Genomic DNA, 24,464 nt, shown 5'->3' with positions numbered 1-24,464 from the left:
GCCGCTACTGGTGGGGCGACGGGTCGAACTGCTGCGTCGGCGTCGCGTCCGGCGCCGGGGCCGCCGGGGGCGCCGGGGGCGCCGGGGGCTCAGTAGGCGGCGGGGGCGGCGGCGGGGGCGGTGCGCTCATCCCCGGCGCGTCGGCCTCGATCGCGACCGGACGACGCTTGGAGATGTAGACCGCGGCCACGATGCCGCCGAAGGCGACGAGCCCGATCACGATCGAGAGCGGCCGGTTGGCGTCCTCGCCCAGGGTCAGGCTGACCACCGCGCCGACGATCAGCAGCGAGACCAGGTTCATCACCTTGAGCAACGGGTTGATGGCCGGGCCGGCGGTGTCCTTGAACGGGTCACCCACGGTGTCGCCGATGATCGTCGCCTCGTGGGCCAGCGATCCCTTGCCGCCGTGGTTGCCGTCCTCGACGAGCTTCTTGGCGTTGTCCCAGGCGCCACCGGAGTTGGCGAGGAAGACCGCCATCAGGGTGCCGGCGCCGATGGCACCCGCCAGGAACCCGGCGAGCGGACCGACGCCGAGGCCGAAGCCGACCGCGATCGGGGCCAGGATCGCCAGCACACCGGGCGTGGTGAGCTCGCGCAGCGAGTCGCGGGTCACGATGTCGACGACCTTGCCGTACTCCGGCCGGCCGGTGCCCTCCATGATCCCGGGGATCTCGCGGAACTGGCGGCGCACCTCGAGCACGACGGCGCCGGCGGCGCGGCCGACGGCGTTGATCGCCAGGCCCGAGAAGAGGAACACCACGGCGACGCCGAGCAGCATGCCGACCAGGATGTCGGGGCTGAACACGAGGAACCCGAGGTCCGCCGCGTGGTCTGAGGAGACCCGGGCCTCGACGACCTGGTCGAGGGTCGAGCGGATGTAGGACCCGAACAGCGCGCTCGCCGCGAGCACCGCGGTCGCGATCGCGATGCCCTTGGTGATCGCCTTGGTCGTGTTGCCGACCGCGTCGAGCTCGGTCAGGATCTGCGCGCCCTCGGGGCTGACGTCGCCCGACATCTCGGCGATGCCCTGCGCGTTGTCGGAGACCGGGCCGAAGGTGTCCATGGCCACGATCACGCCGACGGTGGTGAGCAGGCCGCAGCCGGCCAGCGCCACCGCGAAGAGCGCGATCGAGAGCGACCCGGAGCCGAGCAGGAACGCGCCGAACACGGCCGCGCCGATGACGAGCGTGGTGTAGACGGCCGACTCGAAGCCGACCGACAGGCCGGAGAGGATCACGGTCGCTGGGCCGGTCAGCGAGGTGCGGCCGACATCCTTGACCGGGCGGTGGTCGGTGCCGGTGAAGTAGCCGGTCAGCGCGAGGATGATCGCGGCGAGCACGATGCCGATGCAGACCGAGGCCGAGCCGATCAGGGCCGGGTTGCCCTCGATGTCGCCGCCGCCGACGAACGCGTCGAGGAGGTTCTCGCCGGTGCCCGCGCGCAGCTCCACGAAGGAGGTCGGCAGGTAGACGAAGGAGAGCACCACGCACGCGACGGCCGCGATGGCCGCGGAGATGTAGAAGGCGCGGTTGATCGTGACCAGGCCGTTCTCGCCGGCCCGCGGCTTGCAGAGGTAGACACCGGCCACGGCCGTGAGCGCGCCGACCGCGGGGATCAGCAGCGGGTACACCAGGCCCTTGTCGCCGAACGCCTGCGAGCCGAGGATCAGCGCGGCCACGAGCGTCACGGCGTACGACTCGAAGAGGTCGGCGGCCATGCCGGCGCAGTCGCCGACGTTGTCGCCGACGTTGTCGGCGATCGTGGCGGCGTTGCGCGGGTCGTCCTCGGGGATGCCTTGCTCGACCTTGCCGACCAGGTCGGCGCCGACGTCGGCGGCCTTGGTGAAGATGCCGCCGCCGACACGCATGAACATGGCGAGCAGCGCCGCGCCGAAGCCGAAGCCCTCGAGCACGTGCGGGGCCTCGTCCTGGAAGAGGATCACGACGATGCTGGCGCCGAGCAGGCCGAGACCGACGGTCGCCATGCCGACGACCGCACCGGTGCGGAAGCCGATGTTCATCGCCGGGTCGCGGCCCTCGGTGTTGGCCGCCGCGGCGACCCGGACGTTGGCCTTCACGGCCAGCGACATGCCCAGGTAGCCGATGGACGCGGAGAACCCGGCGCCCACGAGGAAGAAGACCGAGCGGAAGACCCGGACCACCCAGTCGTCGGCGGGCAGCGCGAGCAGCAGGAAGAACGCGACGGCGGCGAAGATCGCCAGCGTGCGGAACTGCCTCTGCAGGTACGCGTTGGCCCCCTCCTGCACCGCCTGGGCGATGTTCTTCATGTTCTCGGTGCCTTCACCGGCGGCAAGAACCTCCTGGCGGAACATCGCCGCCATCGCGAGCGCGCCGAGCGCGATCAGTGCGACGACGATGACCAGGACGAGGTTGCCCCCGGAGACTTCAACCGCGGCGGGATAGATCCCCGTCATGCGCTTCCTCCTGGGAGAGTGATGCAGATCTCACGGACGGGGCGGAGTCTACGCATGGGAGAACGCGGGACTGCATCGGGTTGTGACCCGGAACACATGGCGAGTCGCAGATTCACCCCATCGGTGGAGCGTTGGACCAGGCGGAAATGCCGACCGCCCCGACGTCCGGGGACGGCGGGGCGGTCGGAGTGGGTCGTTGGTCAGCTGCCGGCGAGCGCGGTCTCGGCCGAGTCGTGGATCACGAAGACCTTCGCCAGGCCGGTGATCCGGAAGATCTTGAGGAGCCGGTCCTGGTTGCACACCAGCTCCAGGGAGCCGTCGTGGGCGCGGACCTTCTTCAGGCCGCCGACCAGGACACCGAGGCCGGTGGAGTCGAGGAACTCGACCTCCTCCATGTCGACCAGGATGTCGTAGCTGCCGGCGGCGACCAGCTCGGTGATCTTGTCGCGCAGCTTCGGCGCCGTGTAGACGTCGATCTCGCCGCCGACGGCAACGATGGTCTTTCCACCGGCATCGCGCGTCGTCAGAGTCAGATCCACGTCATTCTCCCGTTGCAGCTCGATCGACACAGGCAGTCACTCGGGATGTCCCCCGAGAGACGAGCCTGGTCAATGTAACCACGCCCGCGCTGCCTCGCGCACAGAGTACGCACACAAGGCCCGTCGTGCCCGATCGGCGACGAAATCCGATCGGGGCGGTCCGCCGCCGTCCCTCCCGGTGGAGCGTCGGTGGGGGCGGTCAGAATGGACGCGTGACGACCACCCCCCGCGCCCCGGTCGCGATCGCCGACCTGGTGGACCGCCTGGCGTCCGTGCCGGGGCGGGAGGACCGGCTGCGGCACCTCGAGGTGCTGCCGCCGCGCCCCGCCGTACCCGCGGACTGGCCGGAGTGGGCGGCACCCGAGGTCGTCGCCGCGTTCGCGGCCCGTGGCGTCGCCCGTCCCTGGCGCCACCAGGCGGTCGCCGCTGAGGCGGCGTGGGCGGGCCAGCACGTGGTGCTGGCGACGGGGACCGCGTCGGGCAAGAGCCTCGCCTACCAGCTGCCGTCCCTCACCACGATCCGCGCCGCCCGCGGACCGCGCGGCCAGCGGGGGGCGGGCGTGCTCTACCTCGCGCCCACCAAGGCGCTCGCCCAGGACCAGCTCGCGGCGGTCACGGCCCTCGGGCTGGACGTGCGGGCGACCACCCACGACGGCGACAGCAGCCGCGAGCAGCGCGACTGGGCCCGCGACCACGGCGAGTACGTCCTCAGCAACCCCGACATGCTCCACCGGTCGCTGCTGCCCGGACACGAGCGCTGGTCGTCGTTCCTGGGCTCGTTGCACTACGTGGTCGTCGACGAGTGCCACCACTACCGTGGCGTCTTCGGCGCCCACGTGGCGCACGTGCTGCGGCGGCTGCGGCGCGTGTGCGCGGCCTACGGCGCCTCGCCCACGTTCGTGCTCGCCTCGGCGACGGTCGCCGAGCCGGAGACGGCCGCCGCGCGGCTCACCGGCCTCGACGTGCTCGCGGTGACCGGCGACGGCTCACCACGCGGCCGGGTCGCCCTGGCGCTCTGGGAGCCGCCGTTCACCTCCCACGCCGGCGAGAACGGCGCACCCGTGCGGCGTGCGGCGTCCTCCGAGACCGCCGACCTGCTCGCCGACCTGGTCGCCTCCGACGCGCGCACGCTCGCCTTCGTCCGCTCCCGGCGCGGCGCCGAGCAGGTGGCGATGACGGCGGCGGAGCTGCTCGCCGAGGTCGACCCGTCGCTGCCGGGTCGGGTCGCGGCCTACCGCGGCGGCTACCTGCCCGAGGAGCGGCGAGCCCTCGAGGAGTCGCTGCGCAGCGGCGAGCTGCTCGGCCTGGCGGCTACCAATGCCCTCGAGCTCGGGATCGACGTGAGCGGGCTGGATGCGGTGCTGCTGGCCGGGTTCCCCGGCACCCGGGCGGCGTTCTGGCAGCAGGTGGGCCGCGCCGGCCGCGGCGCCCGGGACGCGCTCGGGCTCCTCGTCGCCCGCGACGACCCGCTCGACACCTATCTCGTCACCCATCCCGAGGCACTGCTGGGCGCACCGGTCGAGGCCACGGTCTTCGACCCCGCCAACCCCTACGTGCTCGGCCCGCACCTGTGCGCCGCCGCGCAGGAGCGCCCCCTGACCGAGGACGACCTGCCGCTGTTTGGTCCCACCGCCCGGGAGGTCGTCGACGCGCTGACCGAGGGCGGCCTGCTCCGTCGGCGTCCGCGCGGTTGGTTCTGGACCGATCGGCGCCGCGCCAGTGACCTGACCGACATCCGGTCGGCTGGTGGCACGCAGGTGCAGCTGGTCGAGGCCGACACCGGGCGGGTCGTGGGCACCGTCGACGCGGCGAGCTCGCACTCGACAGCGCACGCCGGTGCGGTCTACGTGCACCGCGGGGAGACCTGGCTGGTCGAGTCGCTGGACCTCGAGGAGCACGTCGCGGTGATCCACCGGGCGGACCCGGCCTACAGCACCACCGCGCGCGAGACGACGGACATCGCGATCGTCGACGAGCGGGAGCACGCCGCGTGGGGCGACTGCCGGCTGTCCCTGGGCAGCGTCGACGTCACCCACCAGGTCGTCGCCTACCTGCGCCGCCGCCAACCCGGTGGTGAGGTGCTGGGCGAGGAGCCGCTCGACCTGCCGCCGCGCTCGCTCCGCACCACGGCGGTCTGGTGGAGCGTCCCGGAGGCCGCGCTCGCCGAGGCCGGCCTGGCCGCGGCAGACCTCCCTGGCGCGGCGCACGCCGCGGAGCACTGCTCGATCGGCCTGCTGCCGCTCTTCGCCACGTGCGACCGCTGGGACATCGGCGGCGTCTCGACCGCGCTCCATCCCGACACGGGGCGACTGACCGTGTTCGTCTACGACGGACACCCCGGTGGCGCGGGCTTCGCGGAGCGCGGCTTCCGGGCCGCCCGGTCGTGGCTGAGCGCCACCCGCGACACGATCCGCTCCTGCGGGTGCGACGACGGCTGCCCGTCGTGCATCCAGTCCCCCAAGTGCGGCAACGGCAACAACCCGCTCGACAAGGTCGGCGCGGTCACGCTTCTCGACCTGCTGCTCGGTGGCGGCTAGGTTCGCAGCATGGTGATCGGACTGCTGCTGATGGTGCTCGGCGCTCTCGCCGTGGTCGCCGCCGTGTTCACCGCCACCGGCGAGTCGGTCGAGGTCCTCGGCTTCGACGTCACCGCGGTGGGTCTCTACCTCTTCGGCCTCGGGAGCGGCGTCGCCATCCTGTGGGGCTTCACGATCAGCAAGTGGGGCACCAAGCGCACCCTGCGGCAGCGCCGCGAGGCGCGCAAGCTCGACGAGCTGCAGGCGAAGCTGGACCAGCGTGAGGCCGAGCAGCGCACCGACGAGGGCAGCGGCGACCGCTCCGTCTGAGCGGGCCGGGGAGGCGCGAGATGTCCGAGAACAAGGACCCCGCCGACGCGTCGTGGCTGAGGCTGCTCCTCGTCGGCACCGCCGCGCTGGTGTGCGCCGGCCTGGTGATCGCTGCGCTCGTCGTCGGCGTCATCGCGCTGGTCTCCTAGTCGGCACCCCCGACCGGTCGGGCCAGGCCCTGCCGCTTCTGAGCGCCCCATTCCGTCTTGCCCCGCGCGATGTCCACGAAGCCGAGCAGGCGCCAGACGTGGTGGAGCTGCCGGTAGCCGACGTTCTCCAGGAGCGTGTAGGCGAGCAGCCGGAGCACGTCGCGCCGACGCTTGTAGGTCCCGAAGCTGACCTCTTCCAGCACCAGCGCCGCCGTCGACAGCACAATCCCGAGCAGGAGGGAGACGGCGACGAAGCTGGCAAGGTAGCCCGAGCCGACGCCCCCCGTCAGCCACAGGCCCAGGGTCACCAGGAGGCCGAGCAGGGCGAAGATCGGGCTGAGGAACTCGAACACCGCGAAGTAGATCATCGTCAGCAGCCCGATCACGCCGTACCGCGGGTTGCCGATCATCGCCCGGTGACGCAGCAGCGCTTCCCACAGGCCGCGCTGCCACCGGCGCCGCTGCCGGCCCAGCGTGGTGAGGTCCTCGGGCACCTCGGTCCAGCACACCGCGTCGTCGACGAAGACGACCTCGTAGGGCTCGCCGCGGTCGCGCAGGTAGCGGTGCAGCCGCAGGGTCAGCTCGAGGTCCTCGCCGACGGTGTCGGTCCACAGGCCGCCGACCGTCTGCAGCAGCGAGCGGTCGAAGATGCCGAACGCGCCGCTGATCAACCCCAGCGCGTGCACGCGGCCCCAGCCGACCCGGGCGATCAGGAACGCCCGGATGTACTCGAGCGACTGGATGGTCGCGAGCCGGCTGCGCGGGAGCCGCACGTCGAGCACCTGCCCGTGGTCGATCAGGCAGCCGTTGGCGGCCCGGATCGTCCCGCCGGCGGCGACCACCGATCCGGGCTGGTCGAGGAGCGGCTTGGCGATGCGGAGCAGCGCGTCGGGCTCCAGCAGCGAGTCGGCGTCGATCATGCACACGTAGGGGTGCCGGGCCGCGTTGAACCCGGCGTTGAGCGCGTCCGACCGGCCCGCGTTCGCCTTGTCCAGCACCAGCAGGCCAGGATGCGGCCGCGAAGCATAGGTGGCCCGGATCTCGGCGGTGGGGATCCCTTCGCGCATCGCCTGGCGCACCGGCACCATGTCGAAGGCCTCGATGAGCGTCTGCACGGTGGCGTCCGCGGAGCCGTCGTTGACGACGACGACCTCGTGGCGCGGGTACCGGAGCGCCAGCAACGACCGGACGCTCTCGACGATCACGACCTCCTCGTTGTAGGCCGGCACGATCACCGAGATGCCGGGCGTCAGCGGGGAGGCGAACACGTCGTCGAGCCCGAGGTAGCGGCGCCGCCAGACCTTGCGCCGCAGGTCGACCCAGGCCAGGGCGGTGAGCGCGAGGTAGAAGCCGTTGAGCAGGACGAAGTAGACGAACGACATCGCCGAGAACCCGACCAGGATCGTCTCCACGGGCTCAGAGCTCCAACCGGTCGGCGGCCTCGCGCAGGTGCGGCCCGGCGTCGGGCGCCTCGGCAGCCGTCAGCACCAGGGCCGGGTCGATGCGGGCCAGCGCCTGGGCCGCGTCGGCCGCGGGGTCGAACTCGTCGGCGCGCGCCACCTCGAGCAGCGCCTCGGTCACCGTCTGGCCGCCGATCTGCCCCAGGGCCCGGGCCGCGGCCGCGCGGACGAACGCCACCCGGTCGTGCAGCAGCTGGATCAGCGCGTCGCGTCCGGCGCTCGCTCCCAGCCGGCCGAGCGCGTCCGCGGCGGCGGCGCGGACGTCGGCGGACATGTCGCGAAGCAGCGCCGGCAGCAGGGCCGGCAGCTCGTCCGCCTCGGCGGCGGCCGACCCCAGCAGCCCGATCAGCCGGACCGCCGCCGCTCGGTGGTGCGGGTCCGGGTCGTCGAGCAGGGTGATCAGGCGGGGCACGGCCGGCGGGCCGATCTCGAGCAGCGCGATGCCGACGACCGGGTCCGCCACCCGCTCGGTGACCGCTGCGGAGATGAGAGCCTCGACGGTCTCGGCGGCGCGGAGCCGGCCCAGGCTGCGGGCCGCCGCTGCCCGGACGTCGAGACTCGGGTCCTCCATCGCCCGCAGCAGGTCGGGCACCGCGGCCGCAGAGGCCATGTCGCCCAGCCGGAACGCGGCGTCGACCCGGGCCCGCTCGGAGCGGGCGGTGAGCCGACGGCGCTGGGCATCGACCTCACCGGCGGCCTCGAAGTAGGCGGCGATCCGGTCCTCGGCCTCCCCCCGGAGCTGGCGGGAGTAGTGCACCAGCAGGTCGCCGAACACCTCCGCCTCCATCCCCGCCAGCACCGGGGCGGGGGCGCCCTGGTCGTCGTCGGGGTCGACGAGCTCCATCGCCAGCGGCCGCAGCCGCTCCGTGGCCTCGGCTCGGCGCTTGTCGCGCGCACCCATCGAGCTGCGCACCACCAGCGAGACGAGCACCAGCGCGACCCCGACCAGGGCCAGGGCGATGATGCCCGCCATCAGGGTCATGGCCGTCCGGCCTACCGGCGGCCGAGGATCGCCTGCACCCGCGAGCGCAGCTCCTGCGGGCTGAAGGGCTTGCGCACGTAGTCGTCGGCTCCCGCCTCGAAGCCGCGTTGCACGTCGGCGTCCTGGACCCGTGCGGTCAGCAGGATGACCGGGATGTCCCGGGTGGCCTCGTCGGCGCGGATCGCGCGAGTCACCTCGTAGCCGTCCATCTTCGGCATCCGCACGTCGAGCACCGCCAGGGCGGGGACGTGCTCGCGCACGGCGTTGAGCGCCTCCTCGCCGTCGTGGGCGATGACGACCCGATACCCCGACCGCTCCAGCCGGAACGCGATCAGGCGGAGGATGTCCTGGTCGTCGTCGGCGGCCACGATCACCGGGACCGCGGCGGCGGGATCGGTGCTCACCTGCTCACCTTCGGCTCGGGACCGTGCGCCTCGGAGAGCGGCCGCACCGGCAGCTCGACGTGGAACGTCGTGCCGACGCCCTCGGTGCTGGTCACCGAGATCGTCCCGTCGTGCACCTCGACGATCGACTTCACGATGCTCAGCCCGAGCCCGGTGCCGGCGACCTCCCCGACGTTCGACGTGCGGAAGAAGCGCTCGAACAACCGGTCCACCTCCTCCTGGGGGATGCCCATCCCCGTGTCCGCGACGTCGATGTGCACGGTCTCCTCCGTCCCAGTCAGCGTGACCCTGATTGTGCCCCCCGGTGGGGTGAACTTGACGGCGTTCGAGATCAGGTTGTCGAAGAGCTGGGTCAACCGGGTCGCGTCCATCCACACGGGCGGGAGCGTGCCGCTCGTGGTCACCTCGAGCTGCACCTCTCCCTGCTCGGCCCGCGGCCGTGCCGCGACCGCGCAGGCCGCGGCGATGTCGGCGAGGTCGACCCAGCTGCGCTCCAGGGACAACCGGCCCGCGTCGACGCGGGAGACGAACAGGATGTCGTCGATGAGGCGGTTGAGCCGCCGGGTGTTGCGGTCGACCACCTCGACGAACTCCTGCTGGTCGGCGTTGAGGTCGCCGAACTCGCCGCTGAGCAGCATCTCGGTGTAGCCGCCGATCGAGGTCAACGGCGTCCGCAGCTCGTGGGAGACCGAGCCGACCAGCTGGTCCTTCATCTGGTCCAGCTCGCGCAGCTGGGCGTTCTGGGCCGCCAGGCTGTCCGCCGCCGCCTGCTGGGCGGCGAGCAGGTCCTGGCGCTCGAGCGCGAGCGCGAGGAGGTGCGCCACGCTCTGCAGGGCGTCCCGGGTGCCGCGCACGGCGGTGCGCCGCTGGTCGGCGGCGATGACCGCGACCACGCGACCGCCCACCTCGACGGACGCCCGGAACAGCCTGCTGCCGTCGCCCGGGTCCTCGTCGACCTCGAGCACCACGGCGTGCCCGCCGCTGACGAGCTCGCTCGCCGCCCGCTCGGCCGCCGCGATCAGCTCGTCGCGGCCGGAGTCGCCACCCAGCAGCTCCGACCCGAGCCGGCTCAGCGTCGCCGCCCGGGCGGCCGCTCGGTGCGTCTGCCCGACCAGGTCGGCGATGCGGACCACCACGAGGATCGTGACGACGACGAGTGCGGTCAGCGTGATCCAGATGTGGCGGACATCCGCCGACAGGGCCTGCACGGCGAGCACGACCGCCGGGATCAGGCTGACGAGGTAGAGGCCCACGATCCGGGGCACGCTCGCGAGCGGGTCCGAGACCTCCTCGGGCTCCGCGGTCAGGTCCACCATCGACGGGTGCAGCGCGGCCAGCCCCATCGCCAGGTTGCCGGCGAGCAGCAGCGCGTCGGCCTTGCTGGCGTCGCCGCCGGCGGTGAAGAGCTCGCCCACGCTGTAGACGATGTCGCCCGCGAGGATGAGGGCGAGGCTGGCCGCGACCAGGCGCAGCGCCGGCGGTCGCCAGCTGATGCCCAGCAGGAACCGCACCGCGACGGCGAGCAGCAGCACGTCGGCGACCGGGTAGGCGCTGGCCACGATCGCGGCACCCACCGAGATCGACGAGTCGGCGACGTAGTGCTCCGCGATCAGCAGGAAGGCGAAGAGCGCCGCCGTGACGGCGATGATCGCCGCGTCGAGCAGGTTGCCCCACTCGCCGCCCGTGCGGGCCTGGGACGCGACCTGGAGCCCGGCCACGAAGAGCGGGTAGGCCGCCAGGTAGAAGATGTCGGCCGCCGACGGGAACGGCTCGACCCCGGCGACCTGGTGAATGCCGTAGATGACGTCGGCGATCGCGAAGCAGCCGAGCCCGGCGGCGATCAGCAGCCACGCCGCCGGGCGCCGAGGCCGGTAGACGTGGACCCCGTAGAGCACCGCCGCCACGGCAGCGAGGTCGGCGATCGGGTAGATCACCAGGTTGCTCAGCACCGTGCGGTCGGTCGGGACCAGGAGGAAGGAGGCCCACAGGACTAGGGCGGCGAGCAGGGCCTTCCGCCACAGGCGGGCCGCCGCAGCGGAGTCCTGGGCTGTCCCTGGGAGGCGTGCCCTCACAGTGGCCACGCGTCATCTTGGCACGCGGATCGCCGCTCGGCACCGCACCCGGCGCACCGTCATCACGGGGCTGGGCCGGCACGGGCCTCGGCGGCGAGGTCGGCGGTCTGTCCCAACCAGTGCGGGCCCGTGACCTCGACGCGGACGAGGACGTCGCGCCCGGACAGCACGCACGAGGTGATCGTGGCGCCGTTAGCCGCGGCCGTGCCGCCACCGGCGGCACACGGGTCGCCGCGGCCCACCTCTCTCGCCGCGGCCAGTGCCGCCAGGTCGGCGGCGGCCTGGGCCTGGCGGTGCGCACGGATCAGCGCGGCCGTCACGCCGAGCGCCGCGGCGAGCAGCACCAGCAGGCCCAGGCACGCGATCGCGAACGGCGTCGCCGAGCCGCGGGCGTCGCGACGCCGCCTCACGGCGGCCCCTCCAGCACCGCGACCGCCTCGGCCGACACGGCGGCGTGCGGGATCTCGAACACGCCGCCCGGCCCGGCGACCCGGCCGGTGACGACCACGCGGACCTCGCCGCCGCCCGTCTCGACCCGGACCCGGCTCCCGGGAGGGGCGACCTGCTCGCCGCGCGCCACCGCAGCCGCCGGATCGTCCCCACGAGCCACCGCCCGGGCGGTCTCCCGGGCGGCGTCGACCGCCCGGACCTGGGCCGCCCCGACGGCCAGCAGCCAGACCAGGCCGACCGTCACCGCGAGCAGCATCGGCAGCACCATCGCCAGCTCGGCGGTGGCGGCTCCGCGCTGGTCGCGGCGACGGACGGCCCGGCTGCTCATCCGATGCCCAGCAGTCCGAGGACGTGGTCGAACAGCGTCTTGAGCAGCTGGTCGCCGAACCCGCCGGTGAGCAGCTTGTAGAGCAGGCCGGCGAGGCCGGCGCCCGCGGCGGTGCCGACGGCGTACTCGGCGGTGGTGATGCCGCGCTGGTCGGCGCGACGACGGGCGCCGCGGCGGGCGATCCGGTGGCGGACGGTCATGGGTGACTCCTTGCCTGTCGGTCCCGGGCCGCCCGATGCGACCCGGCGGGGACGACGATGCGGGACGCGGCGGACATCGTGCGGCGACCGGGGCATCGGCTGTGGAGAACGACGTCGGAGGGCCGGCGGTGGACGATTCGTGGCTCACAGCCCGAGGTCGCTGAGCAGCGCGACCACCAGCGGCACGATGCCGATCAGCACGAACGCCGGCAGCAGGCAGAGGCCGAGCGGCACGGCGGCGCGGACGCCGACCGCGCGGGCCAGCTCCTCGACGTCGGCGCGCTGGGCGCGCCCGAGCTCGTCGGCCAGTCGCTCGACGGCCGCGACCACCGGGGCTCCGGTCTCGTGGGCGCGCGCGAGCGTGCGGCCGAGTCCAGCCAGCTGGGGGTCGTCACTCAGGCCGGACCACACCTGTGCCGGGTCGAGCCCGAGCGCCAGCCGAGCGGCGGTGCCCGCCAGCCGCTCCGTCGCGGGGCCGGGCAGGGCGGCGCAGACCTGGGCCACCCCGTCGGACGGAGCCGCGCCGGAGCGGAGGGTCGCCGCCAGGAGCGCCACGACGTAGGGCAGGTCGCGGCGCACGGCGGCGCGACGTACCCGGACGGCAGCGGGCTCGGCCCGCCCGACCACGACCCAGGTGCCGACCGCGACGACGACGCCGCCGACGGCTCCGGCGGACCCGGCCAGGAACACGAACGCGGCGGCCCCGGCGAGCACCGACCACAGCAAGCGGTGCCGGTGCAGCCAGTCCGCCGGCGGCGGGCGGATCCGCTCGACCCGCCCGGGGAGCCGGACGGGCGCGGGCACCAGCAGGGCGGCCGCGAGCGCGGCCGAGCATACCGCGAGTGCCGCACCGCCGGTCACGCCGCGTCCTCGGCGTCACGCGCGATGGCCTCGATCCAGCCCAGCCCCGCGATCCCGAAGGCGAGGCCCGCCGCGAGGCAGGCGAGCCCCGGCGCGGTGCCCAGCAGGAAGCCCCAGGGCGACCCGCCGACCCCCGAGCCCATGGCGAGGGCGACGACCGGGAGGCCGGCAAGCAGGCGGGCGGTTGCCCGCGCCGACGCGAGCTCGCCGGCGACCACCCGGCGGGTCGCGGCGCGCTCGCGCAGCGACTCCGCGACCCGGCCGACCGTCGCCGCCAGGCCGTCGCCGGTGCGGTGCCCGACCTGCCAGGCGGCCGCCACCACGCGCAGTTCGCCGGCGCCACCGACCTCCCGCGCGACCGCCCGCAGCGCCGACGGCACGTCGGACCCGACGTGGAAGGCGGCCGCGACCGGGGCGAGGGGCGGCCAGGCCGCAGCCGCGCGGTCGAGGCACTCGCCGGGTGGCTGCCCGGCGGCGAGCTCGGCGGAGAGCAGGTCGCAGGTCTCCAGGACGCGCGCCGAGGCCGCCTGCCGCGCCAGCCGGTCGCGCCGGCGACGCACCAGCGCCCCGATCCCCGCTGCGGCAGCGACCAGGACGGTGAGGGCGGCGGCGACCCTCGGGGCGGTGACGACGAGCAGCAACGCGACGCCGGCGACCATCGGAACTGCCGCACGCCAGCCGGCGTCCCATCGCCCAACCCGGGCCCGAGGAGGTGGCCGCACCAGCAGGCCAGCCGACAGCGCTGCGGCGAGGACCGCGACCGCGGTCATCGGGCGATCCGCTCTGCCAGCCGGCCCGCCGCCGGGCCGGGTGCGGGAGGTCCGCCGGCCGGGAGGTCGAGCGCGGACTCCATCACCACCAACCCGTCGGGACGCCGCACGGGGACAGCGACCTGGCGCAGCCGGCGCACCCCGTCGCGGTCACGCGCCAGGTGGACGACCACGTCGACGGCGGAGGCGAGCTGGCTGTGCGCCGCGTCGCGGCCCAGTCCGCCGGCGAGGGCGAGCGCCTCGACGCGTGCCGGGACGTCGAGGGCGGAGTTGGCGTGCAGGGTGCCGCACCCGCCCTCGTGCCCGGTGTTGAGCGCGGCGAGGAGGTCGACGACCTCGGCCCCGCGCACCTCGCCGACCACGAGCCGGTCGGGGCGCATCCGCAGCGCCTGCCGGACGAGCGTCCGCACCTCGACCGCCCCGGCGCCCTCGATGTTGGGTGGCCGGCCCTCGAGCGCGACGACGTGGGGATGGTCGGGGCGCAGCTCGCTGGCGTCCTCGACCACGACGATGCGCTCCCCCTCCGGGACCCGCGCGAGCAGCGCGGCGAGCAGCGTCGTCTTGCCCGAGCCGGTGCCGCCGCTCACCAGGAACGCCAGCCCGGCCGCCACGATCTCGTCGAGCACCTCGGCGGCCCTGCGGTCGAGCAGGCAGGCGTCGACCAGGTCGTCGAGGCTGAAGGCCCGGCGGCGGGGCACCCGCAGCGAGATCACGGTGCCCGGGCGCGCGAGCGGCGCGAGCACCGCGTGGCACCGGCTGCCGTCCGGCAGCCGCAGGTCGACGTACGGCGTCGCGTCGTCGAGCCGCCGACCGCCGAGCGCGGCCAGCCGCTGGGCGAGCCGGCGCACCGCCTCGTCGTCGGGGAACCGCACCGGCGTGAGCTCGAGGCCGCTGCCCCGGTCGAGGTAGACCCGGTCGGGGCCGTTGACGAGCACGTCGGTGACGTGGGGCTCCCGGAGCAGCGGCTCCAACGGGCCGGCGCCGACGACGTCGCGCCGCAACGTCTCGTAGGCCGCCAGCACGGCGGCGTCGCCCACCGGGCGGCCCGCCTCGCGCAGCGCCTGCGCGACCCGGTGCGGCGTCAGCTCGCCGGGCGAGCGGGCGAGCCGGTCGCGGACCGCGTCGAGGTCGGCGGCGCCGAGGTCGGCGGCCAGCTCGCTCATGCCGCGACCGGGAGGAGGGCGAGCTGGTCGAGGACCTCCGTGGCGGCCCGCCCGAGCGCGCTGCGCCGGCTGCGCACCGGTCCGAGGCCGAGGTCGATCGCCTCGTCGAGGCCGCGCTGGTGGGGCATCGACGCCAGCACCGGCACCCGCGTCGCCCGCGCGACCGCCTGCGGGTCGACACCGCCGCCGCGCAGCACCAGCCGCACGCGCGTCGGGTCGGGGAACCGCGCGCAGGCGCGCACCGCGGACGCGACCCCGGCGACCGTGGGCACGGCGACGACGAGCACCCGGTCGCAGCGTGCGGCGATCTCCTCGACGAGCGGGTCGAGGGTGCGCGGGAGGTCGACGACGACCACGTCGTGCCCGCGCCGGGCTGCGGACAGCACCTCGCGGACGGCGAACGCCTGGAGGGTCCCGGACGGCCCGGCCCGCCAGGTCAGCGCGGCGAGGTCGGCGCGCCGCGGCAGGGCTTCGCGCAGCGCCCGGGCGCTGAGCCGTCCCGTCGCGTGGCAGAGGCCGTCCCAGCGCACGCCCTCGCGGTCCTCGAGGCCCAGCACCCGGTCGACCCCGGGCCCGAGCGGGTCGGCGTCGACGACGACGGCCCGGCCGCGCTCGGCCCCGAGCTGGGCGAGCGCGCACGCGAAGGTCGTCGCGCCAGCACCTCCGCTGCCCGCCGTCACGCCGATGACCAGGCCCGCCGACCGCTGGGGGTCGCCGAGGTCGGTGAGCGCCTCGACCAGCCATCCCTCGGAGACCGGGAGCTCGGCGACGCTCTCGCCGCCCAGCGCGACCGTGACGCGGAACAGCTCGTCGGGCACCGCTCCCCACGCCACCACGTGGACCCCGGGACGGCGCGCCGGCGCCACCACCGCGAGCTCGGCGGCGAGGTCGGCGCCGACCAGCACCAGGCCGGCACCGGTCCAGTGCCGCAGGGCGGCCCCGGCGTCGGTGGCGACCTCCGGGGTGACGCCCGCGGCCGCGGCGAGCCGGGACAGCTGGTCGAGGAGGGAACGGTCACGGGTGACGACGAGAGGTGCGCTCATGCCGGCGATGCTCCCCGCCGACGGGGACGCCGAGCACGGGCGTCGGCCGCGCCTGTGGACGACGGCGTCCGGAGCCGTGCTGTGGAGAGTTCGTGGCTCGGCAGCGCCGCCGCGCGGCGTACGCCGTCGATCCCCTGCCGGCGCCCCTACGATTGAGCGCATGCCGACCGCGGCCTTCTTCGACCTCGACAAGACGATCATCGCCAAGTCGAGCACGCTCGCGTTCAGCAAGCCCTTCCAGGCGGGCGGGCTGATCTCGCGACGCGCGGTGCTGCGCTCGGCGTACGCCCAGTTCGTCTACCTGGTCGGCGGCGCGGACCACGACCAGATGGAGAAGATGCGGCAGTTCATGTCGCAGCTGTGCACCGGCTGGGACGTCGCCACGGTGCGCGAGATCGTCGCGGACACCCTGCACAACATCGTCGAGCCGCTCGTGTACGACGAGGCCGTGTCGCTGATCGAGGAGCACCGGCTCGCCGGCCGTGACGTGATCATCGTGTCGGCGTCCGGCGCCGAGGTCGTCGAGCCGATCGCCGAGATGCTGGGCGCCGACCGCGTGATCGCCACCCGGATGGAGATCGTCGACGGCCGCTACAGCGGCGAGATCGAGTACTACGCCTACGCCGAGGAGAAGGCGCGCGCGATCATCGAGCTCGCGGACCTGCTCGGCTACGACCTCGACGACAGCTACGCCTACAGCGACTCCGTCACCGACGTCCCGATGCTGGAGGCCGTCGGGCACGCGTACGCCGTCAACCCGGACAAGGAGCTGCGCCGGGCCGCGGCCGCCCACGAGTGGCCCGTGCTGGTCTTCACCAAGCCGGTCGCGCTGCGCTCGCGCGTGCCGCTCCCCCCGGCCAGACCGACCCTCGCCGCCCTCGCCGTCGGCGGAGTCGTCGCGGTCGGCGGGGTCATCTGGGCCAGCTCGCGACGGCGCCGTCTCGGGGCCTGAGACGCCCACACTTCACCTGGCAAGTCAAGGGACCAGCGGGGTTGAACACCCCCGGGCACGGGCGTACAAACAGAGGCAAGAACTCCACAATCTGCACGTGAACCGGGGTACCCACGCGGCGATCTACCCTTCCTACAGGGCGCTGGTCGAACCGGGATACTCCCGGGGCCGCACTACACAGATGCACGCCTGGTAGCCCTGGATTCACGTGTCAGCGGCGGCACCCGGCCCAACCACTCGAGATCCGGGTGCCGTTCGCATGTGCGAAGCAGGTGGCGTTCGAGATACCCAGCGACGTTCCGGTCGTTCCCGGGCGCCCGGAACAGCCACAACGTCGCTGGCTATCCCACCGCGACGTCAGTCGGCGGCTCGCCGCAGCGGGCTCGCCTCCGCGCCGGCGGCGTAGGCCTCGGCGGCGTAGAGGAGCCAGGAGTGCACGCCGGGCTGCCCGCCGTCGCGGTAGCCGCGCAGGTTCGACTCGTACGCCGCGCGCAGCGCCAGGTGCCCCGCCTCCGGGACCACGAGGGACTTCGCGTCGACACCACGCGCGACGAGCACCAGCCGCTCGGCGGCGCGGGCGACGACGCCGTTGTGCGAGGGGAACGGCGCGGCGGTGGCCAGCTCGGCGTGCACGACGGCCGCGACCATCAGCGCCGGCGCCTCGGTCGCGGCGGTCAGCAGGTCGCCGACGCTGCGCAACCGGTCGGCCGCCTCGGCGTCACGGGGCCGGCCGCGCTGCTCGGCGGGCAGCCCGGCGGCCGCCAGCGCGTGGATCCGGGCGAGCGCCTGGAGCGGTGAGGCACCGAGCGCCGGGGCGAGGCCGAGCAGCTCGGTCGAGACCCGGACCGCGTCGGCGGCCACCTCGTCGCCGGCGCCGGTCCGGACGTCGGCGAGCGTCGACGAGGAGCCCTCGAGCACCGCGCTGGCGTGGGCGCCGCGCAGCAGGCTCTCGGCCGTCATCTCGGGCGAGGTGCGCCGCAGGCCGCGGTCGCGCAGCATCACGTCGATGCCGTCGCGGGTGGCGGCGCACGCCGACGGGATCCCCTCCAGGGAGACGAGCGGCGCCAGCGGGTCGTGGGTCACCCGCGGAACGTTACCCAGCCGGTAGCGTGACCCTGATGAGTGACCAGCCCGACCCCGCCCGCAGCTTCGGCTCCGTCGCCGACGCGTACGACCGCGGCCGGCCCGGCTACCCCGCCGAGGCGGTCGCGTGGCTGGTCGGCGAGCAGCCGGTCACCGTCCTCGAGGTCGGGGCCGGCACCGGCAAGCTCACCGAGACGCTGCTCGCCCTGGGCCACGAGGTGCACGCCACCGACCCCGACGACGCCATGCTCGCCAAGCTGCGCGAGCGGCTGCCCGACGTCCCGACCTCGGTCGCCGGCGCCGAGGAGCTGCCGGCCGCGGACGCGTCGTACGACGTGGTCGTCGCGGGCCAGTCCTTCCACTGGTTCGACCCCGAGCGGGCGCTCCCCGAGATCGCCCGGGTCCTCAGGCCGGGCGGCCACCTGGCCCTCGTGTGGAACCAGCGCGACGAGCGGATCCCGTGGGTCCGCAGGCTCGGCGATCTCATCGGCCACCAGGACATGGAGGAGGCGGCGACCCCGCTCTCCGAGTCCGACCACTTCGCCGAGCCGGAGCACGAGAGCTTCCGGCACTGGCAGGTCGTCGACCGCGTCTCGATCCAGGACCTGGTGCTCTCCCGCTCGAACGTCGCCGTGCTCGACGAGGCCGGGCAGAGCCAGAAGCTCGCCGAGGTCGTCGCCTTCTACGACGACTACGGCCGCGGCATGGACGGCATGCAGCTGCCCTACGTCGCCGAGTGCTTCCGCGCCACCGTCGTGGCCCGGCAGTCGGTGGGTCCGACCGGCGGCACCGGCACCCAGGACGCCGCCACCGACGCCGAGAAGGTCGACCCCGACGTGCTTCTCATCGACTTCCGCTAGCCGCCCGGGAGCAGCCGATGACGCGACCGTGGCGCCGCCGGCACCTGGGCACCGAGGCCGATCGCGCCACCTTCCGCACGCTGCACAGCGCGTCGCTCGCCGCGCCGGCGCTGCGCACCGGACTCAACCACGACAGCGCCGAGCGCAGCGTCCGGCACCTCCACGCGCTCCTCGGCACGCCGGCGGTCGCGCTCACCGACACCGCGACCGCACTGGCGTGGCACGGCGGCGGGCAGCACCACGAGGCGCAGTGCGCGGCGTTCGCGGTCGCGACGCTGGAGCGCGGCAGCACCCGGATGTTCGACCGTGACGACATCTCCTGCCCGGTCTCCGGCTGCGAGATCCGCACCGCGATCGTCAGCCCGCTGGTCGTCGAGGAGCGCGTGGTCGGCACCCTGCAGACCTTCACCGGCCACGCGACCGCCGGACTGGCGCGGGCCGTCGACGAGGTCGCGCGCTGGGTGAGCGGCCAGCTCGAGCTCGCGGAGCTCGACGCGAGCCGCACCCGGCTGATGGAGGCCGAGGTCCGCGCCCTGCGCGCCCAGATCAGCCCGCACTTCATCTACAACTCGCTCACCGCGATCGCCAGCTTCGTGCGCACCGACCCGGACCGGGCCCGCGACCTGCTGATGGAGTTCGCCGACTTCACCCGCTACTCCTTCCGCCGCCACGGCGACTACACGACGCTCGCCGAGGAGCTCCGGTCGATCGAGCGCTACCTGCTGCTCGAGCAGGCCCGCTTCGGCGACCGGCTGCGGGTGACCCTGCGCATCGCGCCCGAGGTGCTGCCGGTGGCCGTCCCGTTCCTGTGCATCCAGCCGCTCGTCGAGAACGCCGTGCGGCACGGGCTCGAGGACGCCGAGGCCGGTGGCCACATCCGCATCGAGGCGCGCGACCAGGGCCAGGACTGCGTGATCGAGGTCGAGGACGACGGCGCCGGCGAGGACCCCGACGTCGTACGACGCGCGCTCGCGGGCGACGCGGCCCTGGACTCCACCGGGCTCGGCAACGTCGACAGCCGCCTGCGCAACGCGTTCGGCGACGACTTCGGGCTCGTCGTCGAGACGGCGCGCGGGGCCGGCACCCGGGTCGTGGTCCGGGTGCCGAAGTTCTCGGCGGGCGTGCACGCATGAGCGTCCAGGTGGGTAGGAGGCCCTCATGAGGCTGAAGGCGCTGGTCGTCGACGACGAGGCTCCGGCCCTCGACGAGCTGCGCTACCTGCTCGAGCAGGACCCGCGGATCGGGGAGGTGCTGACCTCCGACGCCGCGACCGACGGGCTGCGGATCCTCCAGGCGACCGACGTCGACGTGGTCTTCATCGACATCCAGATGCCCGGGCTGACCGGCCTCGAGCTCGCGCAGGTGCTCGGCCAGTTCCGCACCCCGCCGCCGATCGTCTTCGTCACCGCCCACGAGGGCCACGCCGTCGAGGCCTTCGACGTGCACGCGGTCGACTACGTGCTCAAGCCGGTGCGTGCCGAACGGCTCGCCGAGGCGGTGCGCCGCGTCGTCGGCGTGGTCGAGGGCGTCGCCCCACCGGCCGGGCGCGACGCCCAGGTCGCGGTCGAGCGCGGCGGCGTGACCCGCTTCGTGCACCGCAGCGACATCACCCACGTCGAGGCGCAGGGCGACTACGCCCGGCTGCACACCGCCACCGACTCGCACCTCCTGCGGGTGCCGCTCACGACGCTCGAGGAGGAGTGGGCCGACGCCGGGTTCGTGCGCATCCACCGGTCCCTGCTCGTGGCGCTCGGCCACGTGCGCGAGGTCCGGATGGAGGGCGGCCGCTGCACGGTCGTCGTCGGCGAGCGCGCGGTCGAGCTCGGCGTCAGCCGTCGGCACACCCGGGCGCTGCGCGAGCTGCTCGTCCGCGACCGCACGCCGAGGCCGGGTCCGTGAGCCAGGACGCCGGTCCGCCGCCCGAGCGCGTGCGGGTGACCGGCCCACCGCGCCGACGTACGCCGGCCGCCCGGTCCGCCGAGGTCGACGACGGCACCCGGCTGGGCGGGATGTACGTCGGCTCCCTGGTCCGCGAGCAGCTGCGCCTCGCGATCGGCATCCTGGCGGTCCTGGGCGTGACGGTCGGCGCGCTGCCCCTGGTCTTCCACCTGCTGCCCGGGCTGGCCACCCACCAGGTGCTCGGGCTGCCGCTCTCGTGGCTGGTGCTCGGCGCGCTGGTCTACCCCGCGCTCGTCGCCCTCGGCTGGGCCTACATCAAGCGCGCCGAGCGCAACGACGCCGACTTCGCGGAGCTGGCCGCCGCGCTCCCGCCCGACGAGATCGTGCAGGACGAGCGGTGAACTCCGGCCTGGACGCCGCGCCCGGCATCGTGGCGATCGTCCTCGTCACGCTCGCCACGCTGCTGATCGGCACCTGGGGGATGCGCTTCTCGCGGACCACCAGCGACTTCCTGGTCGCGTCGCGGACCGTGCACCCGCGGCTCAACGCCAGCGCCATCGGGGGCGAGTACCTCTCGGCCGCGTCGTTCCTCGGCGTTGCCGGGCTGGTGCTGCTCAACGGCGCCGACATGCTCTGGTACCCCGTCGGCTGGACGGCCGGCTACCTGCTGCTGCTGGTGCTGGTCGCCGCGCCGCTGCGACGGTCGGGCGCCTACACGCTGCCCGACTTCGCCGAGGCCCGGCTCGGGTCGCGGCCGGTCCGGGCGGTGTGCACGCTGCTGGTCGTCGCGATCGGCTGGCTCTACCTGGTGCCGCAGTTCCAGGGCGCGGGGCTGACGCTCCAGTTCGCGGTCGGCGCGCCGACCTGGGTGGGGCCGGTCATCGTCGGGCTGGTCGTGCTGGCCAACGTCACCTCCGGCGGGATGCGCAGCATCACGTTCGTGCAGGCCTTCCAGTACTGGCTCAAGCTCACCGCGCTGCTCGTCCCGGCCCTGCTGCTGATCTCGGTGTGGCTCGGCGACGGGGCGCCGCGGGTCCCGGTCGGAGGAGAGTGGCTCTCGCCGCTCGGCTCCGGCGGCCGGGGCCTCTATGTCACCTACTCCCTGATCGTCGCGACGTTCCTCGGCACCATGGGCCTCCCCCACGTCGTCGTCCGGTTCTACACCAACCCCGACGGCCGGGCGGCGCGCCGTACGACGCTCGCGGTGCTCGTGCTCCTCGGCGTCTTCTACGTGCTGCCGCCGGTGTACGCCGCGCTCGGCCGCATCTACGCACCCGAGCTGGCGGTGCCCGGGAAGTCGGACGCGCTCGTGCTCGAGCTGCCCGCGGTGATGGTGGGCGGCCCCCTCGGCGAGCTGCTGTCGGCGGTCGTGACCGCCGGCGCGTTCGCGGCGTTCCTGTCCACCTCGTCGGGTCTGTGCATCGCGGTCGCGGGCGTGCTCAGCCAGGACGTGACCGGCCGCGCCTGGTGGTCGGGCCGGCGGCTCGGCGGCGTCGCGGCCTTCCGGCTCGGTGCGGTCGTCGCCGTCACGGTGCCCGGGGTGCTGGCGCTGCTGGTGCCGAGCATCGGGGTCGCCCGCGCGGTCGGGCTGGCGTTCGCGATGGCGGCCGCGACCTTCTGTCCCCTGCTGCTGCTCGGCATCTGGTGGCGGCGCCTCACCGACGCGGGCGCGCTCGCCGGTCTCGGCGTCGGCTTCGTGGGCTCGGCCGTCGCGATCGGCTGGACGGTCGCGGTCGGCACGACCGAGAGCTGGGCCGACGTGCTCATGAGCCAGCCGGCGGCGTGGACGGTGCCGCTGGCCTTCGTGACCATGGTGGTCGTCTCACGCCTCACGCCGCAGCGGGTCCCGGTCTCGGCCGGCCGGCTGCTCGCGCGGCTGCACCTGCCGGAGGCGACCGGGCAGGCGCCGCAGCCCGCCAGGTCCTGAGCCGCCCGAACGGAGTCCCGCCACGGTCGTTGGGTACCTACTCCCCGACAGAGCACGCTCGCGACCCACGTCCGGAGGTCCGCGTCACGATGGACGATCACATCGCCGACCTCGGTAGCGTCGAGGCGATGGTGGGCGCCTTCCGGGACGGGGGGATCGTCTCACTGGTCGTCGAGGGGCCCGACCTGCGCCTGGTCGCGGCCAACGACCTGCTCCGGCCGATGGCCGGGGGACGCGACCTGCTCGGGCTGCCCTACAGCGAGGCCTTCCCCGGCGCGGTCGGTCAGGGGTTCGCCGAGCTCTACCACCGCGTGATGGAGACCGGCGAGCCGATCGCCAACCACGACTGGCGCGTCCAGGTCGACCTCCCGGGCGGCGTCACCGACTTCTACGCCTCGTTCTGGCTGGCGCCCTGGCGTAACCCGGACGGCACGGTGCGGGGCGTGGTCGGGCACGCGATCGACGTCACCGACGAGACCAACCGCCGCCTTCAGGTCGAGGCGCAGCGCAAGGACGCGGAACGGCGCTACGAGCATGCCCGCGCCGTGGTCCTCACCCTCCAGGACAGCCTGCTCCCGGACGCGTTGCCGGTGGTCCCGGGCCTGCAGACCTCGGGCCGCTACCTCCTGGCCCAGGACGACGCCGCGGCCGGCGGCGACTGGCTCGACGTCATCGCGCTCCCGACGGGCCGGACCATCCTGGTCGTCGGCGACGTCGTGGGCCACGGCGTGGCGGCCTCGGCCCTCATGGGCCAGACCAGGGCCGTCCTCGGCGAACGACTCTCGGCCGGCGTCCCGATCACCGAGGCGCTCGAGGCGCTCGACCGCGCCGCCCGGCGCAACCCCGAGGCCACCGCCACGACCGTGGCGGTCGTCGACCTCGACCCGGCGACCGGCGACCTGACCTACTGCACGGCCGGGCACCCGCCCCCGCTCCTCGTCGCCGGCGACGCGACCAGGTACCTCCGCCCGACCGGCGCGGGCCCGCTCGCCTCCGGCCACGGCTTCCCGACCGCCCAGGCACACCTCGGTGAGGGCGAGGTCCTGCTGCTCTACACCGACGGGATCATCGAGCGTCCCGGCCGCGAGCCGGCTCGGGCCACGATCGACCTCGCGACGGTCGCGCGCCGCAGCCACGACGGCACCGCGTTCCGCGACGCCGGCTTCGCCACCGACCGCGTCAGCTCCCAGACCCTCGAGCTCCTCGTCCGCGACGGCGGCTACAGCGACGACATCACCCTCCTGGCCGCGCAGCGCGTGCCGCCTCCCGAGCCGCTCGACCTCACGTTCGACGCCGACCCGCGCACCCCCCACGCCGTACGCCGGAGCCTGGACGACTGGCTGAAGCCGCTGGGCGTCGCCGACGTCGACGCGTTCGCCCTCAAGCACGCGGCCACCGAGGTCGTCACCAACATCCTCGACCACGCCTACCGGGACGCCGAGTCGGACGGCGCCGCCCGGCCGGGGCGTCTCACCGCGACCCTCGAGGCGACGGGCGACGCCGTCGTCCGCATCTCCGACCACGGCCGGTGGCGGGGGCCCAGCCCGCTCGGCGAAGGCCGGGGCCGCGGGCTGATGATGGTCAACCAGCTCATCGACCACGTCACGATCTCCCCGGCGGGCGTTCCAGGGGGGACCGTCGTCACGCTGCGCCACGCACTCGCGCGGCAGGTGCAGCTGCTGGCCGGCGCGGACCGCACCACGACGACGGCGGGCGCCGGCGAGGAGCGGTTCCGGACGGACACGACCGACGACGGCGCGACGCTGCGCGTCCACGGCGCCGTCGACACCGCGTCCGCGGGGTCCTTCCGGGCCGCGCTCTTCCTGCACACCAGCCGCCCCGGCGCGCGCCTCCAGATCGACCTCAACGACGTCACGCTGCTCGCCTCGGTCGGCGTCCAAGCGCTGGTCGACGTGCTCGCCACGGCAGCGGCCGAGGGCGTCACGGTGGCCGTGGTCGCCGCACCCGGCACGACCGCTCAGCACGTCCTCCACCTGGCCCGCCTCGACTCCGAGGACGCGGCGCCCCACCTCGAGCGGTGA

At 74.4% G+C, this 24,464-nt stretch carries 24 protein-coding genes; 10 read left to right on the top strand and 14 right to left on the bottom strand.

Features of this window, described 5'->3' with window-relative positions; all coding sequences use genetic code 11:
- Positions 1–4 precede the first annotated feature (4 nt).
- Positions 5–2,434: a sodium-translocating pyrophosphatase gene (locus tag HZF07_RS17010; RefSeq protein ID WP_157343275.1), complete on the bottom strand. Its 2,430-nt coding sequence runs from the start codon at positions 2,432–2,434 to the stop codon at positions 5–7.
- Between the two features lie 200 nt (positions 2,435–2,634).
- The gene (locus HZF07_RS17005; RefSeq protein WP_181645307.1) at positions 2,635–2,973 is read right to left on the bottom strand and encodes an STAS domain-containing protein; all 339 of its coding nucleotides are present in this window, start codon (positions 2,971–2,973) and stop codon (positions 2,635–2,637) included.
- 212 nt (positions 2,974–3,185) lie between these two features.
- Here HZF07_RS17005 and HZF07_RS17000 point away from each other — a divergent pair, with 212 nt between their 5' ends.
- The 3 genes from HZF07_RS17000 to HZF07_RS24105 are packed head-to-tail and all read left to right on the top strand — an operon-like array spanning position 3,186 to position 5,968.
- The gene (locus HZF07_RS17000) at positions 3,186–5,510 is read left to right on the top strand and encodes a DEAD/DEAH box helicase (protein ID WP_309504806.1); all 2,325 of its coding nucleotides are present in this window, start codon (positions 3,186–3,188) and stop codon (positions 5,508–5,510) included.
- A gap of 9 nt (positions 5,511–5,519) precedes the next feature.
- Entirely contained in the window at positions 5,520–5,819 is a 300-nt protein-coding gene (locus HZF07_RS16995) for a hypothetical protein (RefSeq protein ID WP_157343273.1), read from the top strand.
- A 20-nt stretch (positions 5,820–5,839) separates the two neighbouring features.
- Positions 5,840–5,968 carry a hypothetical protein gene (locus HZF07_RS24105; protein ID WP_258562612.1) on the top strand — a complete coding sequence of 43 codons (129 nt, stop codon included), beginning with the start codon at positions 5,840–5,842 and terminating at the stop codon, positions 5,966–5,968.
- Here HZF07_RS24105 and HZF07_RS16990 read toward each other — a convergent pair.
- From HZF07_RS16990 to ssd, 11 genes are all read right to left on the bottom strand, one after another.
- On the bottom strand, positions 5,965–7,380 hold the full coding sequence (locus tag HZF07_RS16990) for a glycosyltransferase family 2 protein (RefSeq protein ID WP_157343272.1): 1,416 nt from the start codon (positions 7,378–7,380) through the stop codon (positions 5,965–5,967). The two genes, HZF07_RS24105 and HZF07_RS16990, sit on opposite strands and share 4 nt — an antisense overlap.
- Before the next feature lie 4 nt (positions 7,381–7,384).
- Entirely contained in the window at positions 7,385–8,410 is a 1,026-nt protein-coding gene (locus tag HZF07_RS16985) for a HEAT repeat domain-containing protein (protein WP_157343264.1), read from the bottom strand.
- Between the two features lie 11 nt (positions 8,411–8,421).
- Positions 8,422–8,814 carry a response regulator transcription factor gene (locus HZF07_RS16980; protein ID WP_309504805.1) on the bottom strand — a complete coding sequence of 131 codons (393 nt, stop codon included), beginning with the start codon at positions 8,812–8,814 and terminating at the stop codon, positions 8,422–8,424.
- Complete coding sequence (locus HZF07_RS24560; RefSeq protein WP_157343260.1) at positions 8,811–10,886, bottom strand: sensor histidine kinase; 2,076 nt, start codon at positions 10,884–10,886, stop codon at positions 8,811–8,813. The genes HZF07_RS16980 and HZF07_RS24560 overlap by 4 nt, the downstream gene beginning before the upstream one ends.
- A gap of 62 nt (positions 10,887–10,948) precedes the next feature.
- A complete protein-coding gene (locus tag HZF07_RS24095; RefSeq protein WP_181645306.1) occupies positions 10,949–11,296 on the bottom strand; it encodes an Rv3654c family TadE-like protein in 348 nt (115 codons plus the stop codon).
- The gene (locus tag HZF07_RS24090; protein WP_157343258.1) at positions 11,293–11,664 is read right to left on the bottom strand and encodes a TadE family protein; all 372 of its coding nucleotides are present in this window, start codon (positions 11,662–11,664) and stop codon (positions 11,293–11,295) included. Before HZF07_RS24090 ends, HZF07_RS24095 begins: the two co-directional genes overlap by 4 nt.
- Entirely contained in the window at positions 11,661–11,864 is a 204-nt protein-coding gene (locus tag HZF07_RS16960; RefSeq protein ID WP_157343255.1) for a DUF4244 domain-containing protein, read from the bottom strand. Before HZF07_RS16960 ends, HZF07_RS24090 begins: the two co-directional genes overlap by 4 nt.
- 144 nt (positions 11,865–12,008) lie before the next feature.
- Positions 12,009–12,725, bottom strand: a complete 717-nt coding sequence (locus tag HZF07_RS16955; RefSeq protein ID WP_181645305.1) for a type II secretion system F family protein — start codon at positions 12,723–12,725, stop codon at positions 12,009–12,011.
- A complete protein-coding gene (locus HZF07_RS16950) occupies positions 12,722–13,495 on the bottom strand; it encodes a type II secretion system F family protein (RefSeq protein WP_157343252.1) in 774 nt (257 codons plus the stop codon). The genes HZF07_RS16955 and HZF07_RS16950 overlap by 4 nt, the downstream gene beginning before the upstream one ends.
- Entirely contained in the window at positions 13,492–14,658 is a 1,167-nt protein-coding gene (locus HZF07_RS16945; protein WP_157343250.1) for a TadA family conjugal transfer-associated ATPase, read from the bottom strand. The genes HZF07_RS16950 and HZF07_RS16945 overlap by 4 nt, the downstream gene beginning before the upstream one ends.
- Complete coding sequence (gene ssd / locus HZF07_RS16940; protein WP_157343248.1) at positions 14,655–15,701, bottom strand: septum site-determining protein Ssd; 1,047 nt, start codon at positions 15,699–15,701, stop codon at positions 14,655–14,657. Before ssd ends, HZF07_RS16945 begins: the two co-directional genes overlap by 4 nt.
- Before the next feature lie 160 nt (positions 15,702–15,861).
- On the opposite strand from ssd, the gene HZF07_RS16935 reads away from it, so the two are divergent.
- Positions 15,862–16,653 carry an HAD family hydrolase gene (locus HZF07_RS16935; RefSeq protein WP_157343245.1) on the top strand — a complete coding sequence of 264 codons (792 nt, stop codon included), beginning with the start codon at positions 15,862–15,864 and terminating at the stop codon, positions 16,651–16,653.
- Positions 16,654–17,010: 357 nt separating this feature from the next.
- On the opposite strand, the gene HZF07_RS16930 is transcribed toward HZF07_RS16935, so the two are convergent.
- Entirely contained in the window at positions 17,011–17,736 is a 726-nt protein-coding gene (locus tag HZF07_RS16930) for a Fic family protein (protein WP_181645304.1), read from the bottom strand.
- 35 nt (positions 17,737–17,771) lie between these two features.
- Here HZF07_RS16930 and HZF07_RS16925 point away from each other — a divergent pair, with 35 nt between their 5' ends.
- From HZF07_RS16925 to HZF07_RS16900, 6 genes are all read left to right on the top strand, one after another.
- Positions 17,772–18,596 carry a class I SAM-dependent methyltransferase gene (locus HZF07_RS16925; RefSeq protein WP_157343243.1) on the top strand — a complete coding sequence of 275 codons (825 nt, stop codon included), beginning with the start codon at positions 17,772–17,774 and terminating at the stop codon, positions 18,594–18,596.
- 17 nt (positions 18,597–18,613) lie between these two features.
- Positions 18,614–19,729 carry a sensor histidine kinase gene (locus HZF07_RS16920; RefSeq protein WP_157343240.1) on the top strand — a complete coding sequence of 372 codons (1,116 nt, stop codon included), beginning with the start codon at positions 18,614–18,616 and terminating at the stop codon, positions 19,727–19,729.
- A gap of 25 nt (positions 19,730–19,754) precedes the next feature.
- Positions 19,755–20,495 carry a LytR/AlgR family response regulator transcription factor gene (locus tag HZF07_RS16915; protein ID WP_157343237.1) on the top strand — a complete coding sequence of 247 codons (741 nt, stop codon included), beginning with the start codon at positions 19,755–19,757 and terminating at the stop codon, positions 20,493–20,495.
- Positions 20,492–20,896, top strand: coding sequence for a DUF485 domain-containing protein (locus tag HZF07_RS16910; protein WP_181645303.1), 405 nt, complete (start codon positions 20,492–20,494; stop codon positions 20,894–20,896). The genes HZF07_RS16915 and HZF07_RS16910 overlap by 4 nt, the downstream gene beginning before the upstream one ends.
- On the top strand, positions 20,893–22,422 hold the full coding sequence (locus HZF07_RS16905; protein WP_309504804.1) for a sodium/solute symporter: 1,530 nt from the start codon (positions 20,893–20,895) through the stop codon (positions 22,420–22,422). The genes HZF07_RS16910 and HZF07_RS16905 overlap by 4 nt, the downstream gene beginning before the upstream one ends.
- Positions 22,423–22,511: 89 nt before the next feature.
- Positions 22,512–24,464, top strand: a complete 1,953-nt coding sequence (locus HZF07_RS16900; protein ID WP_157343235.1) for a SpoIIE family protein phosphatase — start codon at positions 22,512–22,514, stop codon at positions 24,462–24,464.

The sequence above is a fragment of the Nocardioides agri genome (assembly GCF_013778305.1).
Taxonomy (GTDB): Bacteria; Actinomycetota; Actinomycetes; order Propionibacteriales; family Nocardioidaceae; genus Nocardioides; species Nocardioides agri.
The sequence above is the reverse complement of the archived record's forward strand: the minus strand, read 5'-3'. Positions and strand labels throughout refer to the sequence as shown.

What these genes read in the sequence shown, in the direction of transcription:
- HZF07_RS16995 (WP_157343273.1), top strand. Translation starts at nt 5,520, where the DNA reads ATGGTGATCGGACTGCTGCTGATGGTGCTCGGCGCTCTCGCCGTGGTC.
- HZF07_RS16920 (WP_157343240.1), top strand. Translation starts at nt 18,614, where the DNA reads ATGACGCGACCGTGGCGCCGCCGGCACCTGGGCACCGAGGCCGATCGC.
- HZF07_RS16900 (WP_157343235.1), top strand. Translation starts at nt 22,512, where the DNA reads ATGGACGATCACATCGCCGACCTCGGTAGCGTCGAGGCGATGGTGGGC.
- HZF07_RS24090 (WP_157343258.1), bottom strand. Translation starts at nt 11,664, where the DNA reads ATGAGCAGCCGGGCCGTCCGTCGCCGCGACCAGCGCGGAGCCGCCACC.
- HZF07_RS16960 (WP_157343255.1), bottom strand. Translation starts at nt 11,864, where the DNA reads ATGACCGTCCGCCACCGGATCGCCCGCCGCGGCGCCCGTCGTCGCGCC.
- HZF07_RS16915 (WP_157343237.1), top strand. Translation starts at nt 19,755, where the DNA reads ATGAGGCTGAAGGCGCTGGTCGTCGACGACGAGGCTCCGGCCCTCGAC.
- HZF07_RS16935 (WP_157343245.1), top strand. Translation starts at nt 15,862, where the DNA reads ATGCCGACCGCGGCCTTCTTCGACCTCGACAAGACGATCATCGCCAAG.
- HZF07_RS16925 (WP_157343243.1), top strand. Translation starts at nt 17,772, where the DNA reads ATGAGTGACCAGCCCGACCCCGCCCGCAGCTTCGGCTCCGTCGCCGAC.
- HZF07_RS16950 (WP_157343252.1), bottom strand. Translation starts at nt 13,495, where the DNA reads ATGACCGCGGTCGCGGTCCTCGCCGCAGCGCTGTCGGCTGGCCTGCTG.
- HZF07_RS16985 (WP_157343264.1), bottom strand. Translation starts at nt 8,410, where the DNA reads ATGACCCTGATGGCGGGCATCATCGCCCTGGCCCTGGTCGGGGTCGCG.
- HZF07_RS17010 (WP_157343275.1), bottom strand. Translation starts at nt 2,434, where the DNA reads ATGACGGGGATCTATCCCGCCGCGGTTGAAGTCTCCGGGGGCAACCTC.
- HZF07_RS24105 (WP_258562612.1), top strand. Translation starts at nt 5,840, where the DNA reads ATGTCCGAGAACAAGGACCCCGCCGACGCGTCGTGGCTGAGGCTGCTC.
- ssd (WP_157343248.1), bottom strand. Translation starts at nt 15,701, where the DNA reads ATGAGCGCACCTCTCGTCGTCACCCGTGACCGTTCCCTCCTCGACCAG.
- HZF07_RS16945 (WP_157343250.1), bottom strand. Translation starts at nt 14,658, where the DNA reads ATGAGCGAGCTGGCCGCCGACCTCGGCGCCGCCGACCTCGACGCGGTC.